This window comes from Streptomyces acidicola (genome assembly GCF_009377235.1).
Taxonomy (GTDB): Bacteria; Actinomycetota; Actinomycetes; order Streptomycetales; family Streptomycetaceae; genus Streptomyces; species Streptomyces acidicola.
The window spans coordinates 1-7980 of record NZ_VMNX01000329.1; the positions used below are offsets into that span (position 1 = coordinate 1).

The 7980-nt window shown below is 68.0% G+C and carries 9 protein-coding genes, 1 tRNA gene and 1 pseudogene; 6 read left to right on the forward strand and 5 right to left on the reverse strand.

Features of this window, described 5'->3' with window-relative positions:
- The first annotated feature begins 71 nt into the window (after nt 1-71).
- Nucleotides 72-159, forward strand: a tRNA-Ser gene (locus tag FPZ41_RS42425).
- Between the two features lie 136 nt (nt 160-295).
- Here FPZ41_RS42425 and FPZ41_RS42430 read toward each other — a convergent pair.
- The 4 genes and pseudogenes from FPZ41_RS42430 to FPZ41_RS49165 all read right to left on the reverse strand — a co-directional run.
- Nucleotides 296-1051 (reverse strand): HNH endonuclease, encoded by a 756-nt coding sequence (locus FPZ41_RS42430; protein ID WP_152869731.1) that lies wholly within the window; start codon nt 1049-1051, stop codon nt 296-298.
- The gene (locus tag FPZ41_RS42435) at nt 1048-1389 is read right to left on the reverse strand and encodes a hypothetical protein (RefSeq protein WP_152869733.1); all 342 of its coding nucleotides are present in this window, start codon (nt 1387-1389) and stop codon (nt 1048-1050) included. The genes FPZ41_RS42430 and FPZ41_RS42435 overlap by 4 nt, the downstream gene beginning before the upstream one ends.
- Before the next feature lie 163 nt (nt 1390-1552).
- Nucleotides 1553-2488 (reverse strand): carbohydrate kinase family protein, encoded by a 936-nt coding sequence (locus FPZ41_RS42440; RefSeq protein WP_194236411.1) that lies wholly within the window; start codon nt 2486-2488, stop codon nt 1553-1555.
- A gap of 184 nt (nt 2489-2672) precedes the next feature.
- A pseudogene (locus FPZ41_RS49165) lies at nt 2673-2892 on the reverse strand (helix-turn-helix domain-containing protein); the annotation flags it as partial.
- Nucleotides 2893-3034: 142 nt separating this feature from the next.
- Here FPZ41_RS49165 and FPZ41_RS42450 point away from each other — a divergent pair.
- Both FPZ41_RS42450 and FPZ41_RS42455 read left to right on the forward strand, forming a co-directional pair.
- Nucleotides 3035-3301, forward strand: a complete 267-nt coding sequence (locus FPZ41_RS42450) for an Atu4866 domain-containing protein (RefSeq protein WP_152869737.1) — start codon at nt 3035-3037, stop codon at nt 3299-3301.
- Complete coding sequence (locus FPZ41_RS42455; RefSeq protein ID WP_152869739.1) at nt 3298-4032, forward strand: SDR family oxidoreductase; 735 nt, start codon at nt 3298-3300, stop codon at nt 4030-4032. The genes FPZ41_RS42450 and FPZ41_RS42455 overlap by 4 nt, the downstream gene beginning before the upstream one ends.
- Nucleotides 4033-4774: 742 nt before the next feature.
- Here the strand turns inward: FPZ41_RS42455 and FPZ41_RS42460 are convergent.
- On the reverse strand, nt 4775-5452 hold the full coding sequence (locus tag FPZ41_RS42460; RefSeq protein ID WP_322621442.1) for an HNH endonuclease family protein: 678 nt from the start codon (nt 5450-5452) through the stop codon (nt 4775-4777).
- A gap of 470 nt (nt 5453-5922) precedes the next feature.
- Here FPZ41_RS42460 and FPZ41_RS42465 point away from each other — a divergent pair, with 470 nt between their 5' ends.
- From FPZ41_RS42465 to FPZ41_RS42475, 3 genes are all read left to right on the forward strand, one after another.
- Nucleotides 5923-6153, forward strand: coding sequence for a hypothetical protein (locus tag FPZ41_RS42465; protein WP_152869741.1), 231 nt, complete (start codon nt 5923-5925; stop codon nt 6151-6153).
- The gene (locus FPZ41_RS42470; protein ID WP_228023377.1) at nt 6146-6991 is read left to right on the forward strand and encodes a DUF2637 domain-containing protein; all 846 of its coding nucleotides are present in this window, start codon (nt 6146-6148) and stop codon (nt 6989-6991) included. The genes FPZ41_RS42465 and FPZ41_RS42470 overlap by 8 nt, the downstream gene beginning before the upstream one ends.
- Before the next feature lie 138 nt (nt 6992-7129).
- Nucleotides 7130-7980, forward strand: an 851-nt coding sequence (locus tag FPZ41_RS42475) for a DUF2797 domain-containing protein (protein WP_152869743.1), incomplete at its 3' end; no start/stop codon positions are given.

Sequence of the window (7980 nt, forward strand, 5' to 3'; positions counted from 1 at the left end):
CCACCCGTCCCCCCTCCCCGGGCCCCGAACGAGTTCGCAAGCACTCCCCGACGTCATGTAATGTTTCCGGCGGAGGATTCGCCTAGAGGCCTAGGGCGCACGCTTGGAAAGCGTGTTGGGGGCAACCCCTCACGAGTTCGAATCTCGTATCCTCCGCCAGTGCCTCACCGGGCACGATGTCGAAGGGCCCCACCGTTCGCGGTGGGGCCCTTCGACGTGTGTGGTTGCAGTTTTGGTTGCAGTTGCCGTCCGTCGCGGGCACCGCTCGACCTCACCCGGATCCGGGTGAGGCGCTTCACACCTGGAAGGACGCGCGCAGCTCGTCGTCCCGAAGTAGGTCGAGGAGGCCCGGCTCCGCTTCTGCGAAGATGCTGGGAGCATCGTCAGACACAGCCTTGTGCAGCGCCGCGTAACACACGTCGGCGAAAGGCTGGGTGCGCATGCGGTAGACCTTGCGACGCATGTTCCTGACATCGCCCTCGCCGCGAGCCCGATCCCAGTCCTTCAGGTCGTCAGCCAGATTCAGCCATGTGTCGGCTCTGACTCGCGGCCGTCTTCCCGTGTTCAGGCCGCAGACCTCGATGGTCCACTCGCCTTTCGGCGATCCCACGACAGGGCGATAGACGCCGCTTGCCAGTCCGAGGTCCAGGTGGTCGAAGGGGTTCTCACGCGTCGGGTCGATAAGCAGTGAACCGACGAGGCCGTCACTGCGGTGCTCGTCACCCTTGAATCGCGTGTTGCAGGTGGAGCAGGCCAGCAGGAGATTGGGCCAGTAGAAGGTTCGCAGCGCGCATCGGGACTTGGGTACGAAGTGGTCGACGGTGTCGGCCAGGTGATTGCCGCAATACATGCAGCAGTCCCACCCAGGAGCCATGTCCTTCAGGGCTTCGCGCACCGGCTGGTACACATCGCGGCGCACACTGTTGCGCCCCCACATCCGCTCAGCGTGATCGCCCCGGTCGGGGACCGGAGTGCCGGCCATCTCCTGGGTCAGTGCCAGCAGGGACGTTTCCAGTTCGGTGGGGAGCCGCGGCCGTACGATCCTGATCACGAGTCGCCGGTCTCCCGCCTCCTGGCCCGCAGGCTGGAATCTTCCGCATAGGTCGCCTGCGAGCTGGCCAAGGTCCTGCGCAGTGTCCGGAAGCGCTCCACCGTCTCCTGATCGGCATCCCCCGCCGCGACCTCGAATTCCAGGTCCGCCAGTTCCTCCCGCAGCTCCTCCGCACGGTTGGAGAACGGTGACTCCAGGCCGAAGAAGTCCGACAGAACCGCGTCGTCCCCGGTGCCATAGACAATCGTGCCGAACACCTTGTCGTCCACGATTTCCGGCGGGACCTGCTCCTCCGGGCCCGGCAGCCTGATGAGGCCGGCGCGGATGAGCCACCGCACACCAAACAACTGTGGGTGTACGACCTGCGCACTGGCAACCGCTTCGCCTTCGATGCGTCGACCCCGAGGAGATCTGCGCCTTGAGTACCTGGAGCAGCTCAGCTTCCTGGTATTCCTCAAGCCGGTCGGGGCCTTCGTCGTCGTCTCCGCAGCCGTGCGTGTACTAGGCCCTCGGCTCCCGGGGGGTGCCCGGCTCCCGGAGCCAGCCGCTCGCGAGGAGTTCGTCTGTCGTCTCTCTGTCGGGGTACCCGCCCTGGGCTCCGAGGTGGCGGCAGGCGTGCGTCGCCGAAGCCACCGACGCCCGCAGCGCCGAGCTCGGGTCCGAGCCGGACAGGGAGCGGGCGATGTAGACCCCGGCCAGGCAGTCGCCGGCGCCGGTGGTGTCGACGATCGGGCCGGTGGGCGGCGGAGCGACGGTGATCTCGCTGGAGCCGTCCGTCAACGCCGCCCCATGCGAACCGCGGGTGCACACGACCAGCTTGAGACGGTGTCGGGCGCAGAAGGCGTGTATGTCGCCTATCTCGGCCGTGGCACGCTCGTTGAGGAAGACGACCTCCGCCTCGTACAAGGCCGGAGCGAGGGCTTCCGCGCCGTGGGCGAGCGCCGAGGGTTCCAAGTCGATCGACATGGGAATGTCGGCGGCTCGCGCCCGCTCCGCGAGCACTGCGGCGGCCTCGGGGTGTAGGCACGAGGTGTGGATCCAGTCCACTCCGTCCAGTTCGGCGTCGCGCAGACGCTCCGGAGGCGGGTACTGCGACACGGACGAGGTGTAGACGAGACGCTTTTCTCCGTCCTCCTCGGCCAGGGTGCAAACCGAGACCGCCGTCATGCCAGGTGTCGTGGTGACACCGGTGACGTCGACGCCCCGCGCCGCAAGGAAGTCAATGGCGTAGGCGCCGAGCACGTCATCCCCGACAACGGCGAGCAGAGCTGTGGTGACGCCCTGTCGGGCGCAGGCGACCGCGGAGTTGGCGGCCACCCCTCCGGCGCTCACCAGGTTCTCGAACGCGTGCATCTTCTGGTCCGCGTCGGCAAAGCGGGGAACACGAAGCGCGACGTCGAACGCGATGTCTCCACAGAACAGGGCCATCGCCGCCATGGGGCTCCCTCGTCGTGCCCTCGCCATGCCCTCGTCAGCCGGGACTGAGGTGTCTACCCAACGCCGCCGTTCGACATGCTCGGTCGCGACATGATGTTTACTCCGCCCACGTCGGCGCACTGATCAACCATTGCCGCCTGGCACACCTCTGACGTTGGAGTGCTGGAGGGCCTCAGATGGACGCAGCCCGGCTGAGTGCGTCGGGTACCTGGGCCGAGGGGCGGCTTTCGCGCCCCTGTTCCAGGCGGGTGTAGTAATCCGCGTTCACCGGTCAGGGCAGCGACCTCTTCACGGCGCAGCCCGTTGACCACCCTGCGTACGCCGTAGCGCGCCATGCCGACGTCCTCCGGCCGCAGGGCCGCCCTGCGCGCGCGTAGGAACTCCCCCAGGTGGTTGCCGGTCATGTCCTCAGGCTGGGCCGCGGGAGTGCGGGCTGCCTGGATGTGCCGCACCCAGGCAGAAGACGTCCTGGTCAGCGGCCTTCGGCCTGTCCAGACTCGGTCGGGCAACAGGACAGATCCGCACTCATGGACCAGGGAGTCCGTCATGACGGGGAACACGGAGGACAGTGCTGCCGACGTGGTCGGCATGTGGGTGACCGCGGACGGTCACATCCGCCAGGAACTGCGGGCGGACGGCCGGTACGACGAGGCCCGCGGCAACCGGCACAGTGCGTATACGGGTCGCTACACGGTGACCGGCAGCCACATCGATTACGTCGACGACTCCGGGTTCACCGCGACGGGCGACATCCGTGACGGTGTGCTCCATCACGAGCACCTCGTGCTCTACCGAGAGGAACAGCAGGTATGACAGACACAGCCAAGGTCGTGGCGATCACCGGAGCGAGCAGTGGAATCGGGGAGGCGACCGCCCGCCGGCTCGCCGCCGACGGCCACCGCCTGTTCCTCGGAGCGCGGCGCACCGACCGTCTCGATGCGCTTGCCGAGGAGATCACCAGCGCGGGCGGAACCGCCGCGTTCCAGCGACTGGACGTCACGGACGTGGCCGACGTCCGGGCCTTCGTGTCCGCCGCGCGTGAGCGCTACGGGCGCGTGGACGTGGTGGTCAACAACGCCGGAGTGATGCCGCTGTCGCCGCTGGACGCGCTGAAGACCGACGAGTGGGACCGCATGATCGACGTGAACGTGCGGGGAGTCCTGCACGGCATCGCCGCCGCGCTGCCCGTGATGCGTGCTCAGGGCGGCGGGCACTTCGTGAACATCGCCTCCGTCGGTGCGTACGAGGTCTCGCCCACCGCCGCCGTCTACTGCGCCACCAAGTTCGCCGTCCGCGCGATCTCCGAAGGACTGCGCCAGGAGTCCTCCGGGGATGTCCGGGTCACCCTCGTCTCGCCGGGCGTGACCGAGTCCGAACTCGCCGACAGCATCTCCGACCCTGCCGCCAGGGAGGCCATGAAGACCTACCGCGCCGTGGCACTGCCCGCCTCCGCCATCGCGGATGCCATTGCCTACGCCGTTTCCCAGCCTCCGCAGGTCGACGTCAACGAGATCGTCGTCCGCCCCGCCGCAAGCGCCCAATGATCCGCTGCTGCGGAACTCCCGGCGCAGGACAAGGACGCGGGTGGCGTCAGCCCTGAGTAGCTGTTACTCCCTCCGCGCTACCAAGCGTCGGTTGGCGGATCACACGATCGGGTCGAGTTGACTGTGTGAGGGGCTGTCGGCCTTCCTCCCGGAGTTCACTCCACTCACAGTGTGATCATGAAAACTCCGCGACTGCACTCTGTGCACCGTTCCCTCGCGCACTCGGCTGCCGCAGCCGTCATCAGCCTTGCGGCAGCCATGATCTACGCCTCATCTGCCGCGGCCCAGGCCGCCCCGGCACCTGTTCAGGACGGGTGCGCGGTGTCCGTCAAGATGAAGCAGGGCCTTGAGGACATTCTCTGGACTGTGGTGTTCGGGCCCGGGAACAACACAGGAGAGCAGGAGCAGTGCAAATCCCAGGACGGGGGCTCCCACAGCGGTGACTCCCAGAATGGGGGACCCCAGACCGAGGGGCCTCAGAATGAGGGCCCTCAGCGTGAGGGGCCCCAGGCCGAGGGCGACGTCTGACGGTCGGCGCACCGCCCGCAACGTTCTGGCAGCTGTACGAGCAGTTGCAACTCTCCGCTCCCTCGACCCGCGCCTCTGCCTCCGCGCCCCCGCCTCGCCGAGCGCCATGAGCCGCACGTCCCGGGCAACCCGTCGCCAGGTTGCCGACCCGGCACTCGGCGACGGCCCGGGTCCTGCGGTGGCCGGGTGGGGCGCCGGGTCGGTAGGCGTCGGTCTACGGGGCGGGTTCGTACGTCACGGTGGTGCCGGGGCACTCGTCCGCGAGTTGGGTGAGTGCTTCGCGTTCGACGGTGTCGGTGGTGAGTCCCCAGCGAAGCTTGGTTGCGATCCACTCCGAGGCGTATCGGCACGCGACTTCGGTGGTCGGCGGCAGCCACTCGGCCGGGTCCTGGTCGGCCTTGCTGCGATTGGAGGCCGCGGAGACTGCGACCAGGGAGGTCGGGGCGTCGAGGTCGTTGGCGTAGGCCTCGCGACGCTTCGCGGTCCACTGTGATGCCCCGGAGTCCCAGGCCTCGGCGAGCGGCACCACATGGTCGACGTCCAGGGCGGAGGCGGAGGTCAGCCACTTGGAGTCGTAGTACGACCACCAGCGGCCTCCGGACAGCTTGCAGCCCGGGAGAACTTCGGGTGGGTCGACAGCCTCGGAGAGCAGGACCTCCGCTCGGGTGTTGCAGCCGTCGGTGGGGTTCTTGCCCGCGTTCCAGTGCCGGAAGCTCGTGCGCTGGTAGCCGTCCCGCACCTCCGCGGCGAGGGGGAGGGCATGGGCAGCGACCGCCACCGGGAGGGTTACTGCCACGGAGGAACGTTCCTGCGCATGGGCTGGAGTGGGTGCCGCGAAGGGCATGGCGAGGAGTGCGGCCGCAAGAGCGGCGCGCTTGAGGTTCTTGATCACGCACAGTGCCTACCTCGTTCAAGGACCTCGACTCGAACGAATGAGCCATATGGATGCGTGGGTTCACTGGACAGGTGTGCCATGGGGCACCCTGCGGAGTACCGGGAACCCTGGGCTGGAAGCGCGGCCAACAGGCAGATGCGCATACGCATGCGCTTCGTCGTCGTGGCCGTGGCCGTATGTTCATCCGACGGTGACGCGCGAGATGAGGGGCGTCCTGTCGGCTTCCTCGAAGGTCGGGTAATTGTCGCGGGCGCCCTCCCCATAACACCCAAGATCACATCAGTGGTGCTGCGCCATGCGGCATCGGGCTTTACTCATCGCGAAACGCCTGTATGGCCCAACCCCATCACCTGAATGCCACGCATCTGCGTCATTGTGTCCGGCGTTGGAGGGGTATGACTGGAGCAACATCCTCTACCGCGCCCTGGGGCCCTTCAAACAGCCCGGATTTCCGCGTTGATGCCCGCGTGCTGTCGAAGGGAGGGTGGACCTTCACGCCGCGACCCGCGTCGCCCCCGGACGCGAACGCCTATCTGTGCTATCGCGGTAATCGCATTGAATTGCTGCACTCGTCCACGGTCTTTGAGGGTTTCCTGGCGGAGATGAGCGAGATCCAGGATGAGTTCGAGCGCCTGTGGTCCGGGGATTCGGTCGTCGCACGCCGCGGCGGTTGGGTGGGACAGAGCCGTCATGTCTGAGACGTACAGCAGCTATGGAGTGAGTGGAACCCACCTCGATCCGGGCGCGAGGGCGTGGCCGTACAAGGATTACGAGTATGCGTCCCCGGCGTCCGTACAGCAGTCTTTCACCTCGTTCGCCCCTCCGTTCGCCCCCTTGGACGCATCGTGGGACCCGGCGGAAGAGCTGGCGTATCTGCTGAGGGATCAGGCCGCGGCCGAGAGTGGCGCAAGCGGCGCATTCCCCTCTGAACCAGCCGTGGGCGAATCCGGCGAGGAAATGTCGGGAGCCGATCGTCTCGCCGGTTTGGCGCACGTCACCGAAGAGCTGACGCGCGTGCGACCCGTGCCCGGGCACCGCCGTGTCGGACCGCGAAGGCCCGCGCTCAGTCCGCTGCAGAAGGTCAGTTATCTGATCGTCGCGGTTGCGGCTGTTGTCGTCGCGATGGTCAGCGTGCTCGGCGGCGTCATCACGTACGACCCTCTCCGTCGTCTGCCGGGTCTCCACGCCGCCTATGGGGCCGCCGGTCTGTGTCCTTTGCTTGTCTACGGACCATGGATGGTGGCTACGTTGTCCATTCTGCGTGCCGCTCTGCACCGGCGTCGCGCGGCGCACTCCTGGTCCGTTGTGCTGTTCTTCTCCGGCGTTGCCATGCTCCTGTGTATTGCCCAGGCACCCAAGAGCATCACCGGTGTGGCAACCGCGGCTCTTCCCACTCTCGCCGCCCTTGCCTGCTTCCAGCAGCTCGTCCGCCAGATCACCCTCACTCGTCCGCCGCGCAAGGCCGTCCGTCGGCACCGCACGTCCACGCTGCCCTTCACCGCCTACCGCCCTCCGCAGGAGAAGACCGGCGCTTGACCCTTGTGGGCTGGTCCCCCTGTGGGCTTGTCCCTGTGGGCTTGTCCCTGTGGGCTTGTCCCTGTGGGCTAGTGGCGTGGTATCGCGTTCTGCCAGGTCAAGGCGCATTGTCAGTGGCAGCGCCTAGTCTCGTGAGGGATGACACGGGCGTGGAGATGTGCGGGGCTGCGGTGGGCCGGCGCGGAGCCCGTGCTGCTGTGGGAAGGCGGGCGCGGGAGTGCTCTGCCACGGGGGAAGAAGGTGGCCTTTGGGGTGGTGACAGGGGGTGTGAGGACGTGTGTGGGAGCCCGGGGGCACGGGTGTCCCACACGGGCCGGAGTGTCGGGGCGGAGCACGGGGGCGCGGTGTGAGGAGTGTGCGCGGCTGGACCGGGCGCACTCCGTCGCCGCCGACACCATCGCGGACGATCCGCGGCCGTATCACGTGTATCTCGCGTGGTTCGGGCCCGGCATGGTGAAGGTGGGGATCACCGCGGTCGAGCGGGGGCACGCACGGCTGTTGGAGCAGGGGGCCGTCTGCTTCAGCTGGCTGGGGCGGGGACCGTTGATGGCAGCGCGGCGAGCGGAGGAAGTCCTGCGGGCCGCGCTCGGAGTGCCGGACCGGATCCCGTACGCCGACAAGCGGGTCGTACGGTCCGCGTTGCCCGGGGCCGGGGAGCGGGCGGCCGAGGTGACGGAGCTGCACGCGCGGGCGGTGGCGCTGGACGGCTGGCCGGAGTCGTTGGAGCGGAGGCCGTGCCGGACAGTCGACCACGCCGAGGTGTTCGGGCTCGACGGACTGCCGGGCGTGGACGGGGTGGTGACCGAGCTGGTCGCGGGAGGGGTTGTGGGCGGTGCGGTGGTCGCCGTTGCCGGGCGCGATCTGCATCTGGCCACCGGGCGCGGGGTCGTCGTCCTCGATACGCGGCTGATGACGGGGTGGGAGTTGGTCGCGGTGGTGGCGGGGGAAGAGGAGGTACTCGGAGTTCCTGTGAGGGAGTTGAGGAACGG

What these genes read in the sequence shown, in the direction of transcription:
- FPZ41_RS42450 (WP_152869737.1), top strand. Translation starts at nt 3,035, where the DNA reads ATGACGGGGAACACGGAGGACAGTGCTGCCGACGTGGTCGGCATGTGG.
- FPZ41_RS42440 (WP_194236411.1), bottom strand. Translation starts at nt 2,488, where the DNA reads ATGGCGGCGATGGCCCTGTTCTGTGGAGACATCGCGTTCGACGTCGCG.
- FPZ41_RS42455 (WP_152869739.1), top strand. Translation starts at nt 3,298, where the DNA reads ATGACAGACACAGCCAAGGTCGTGGCGATCACCGGAGCGAGCAGTGGA.
- FPZ41_RS42470 (WP_228023377.1), top strand. Translation starts at nt 6,146, where the DNA reads ATGTCTGAGACGTACAGCAGCTATGGAGTGAGTGGAACCCACCTCGAT.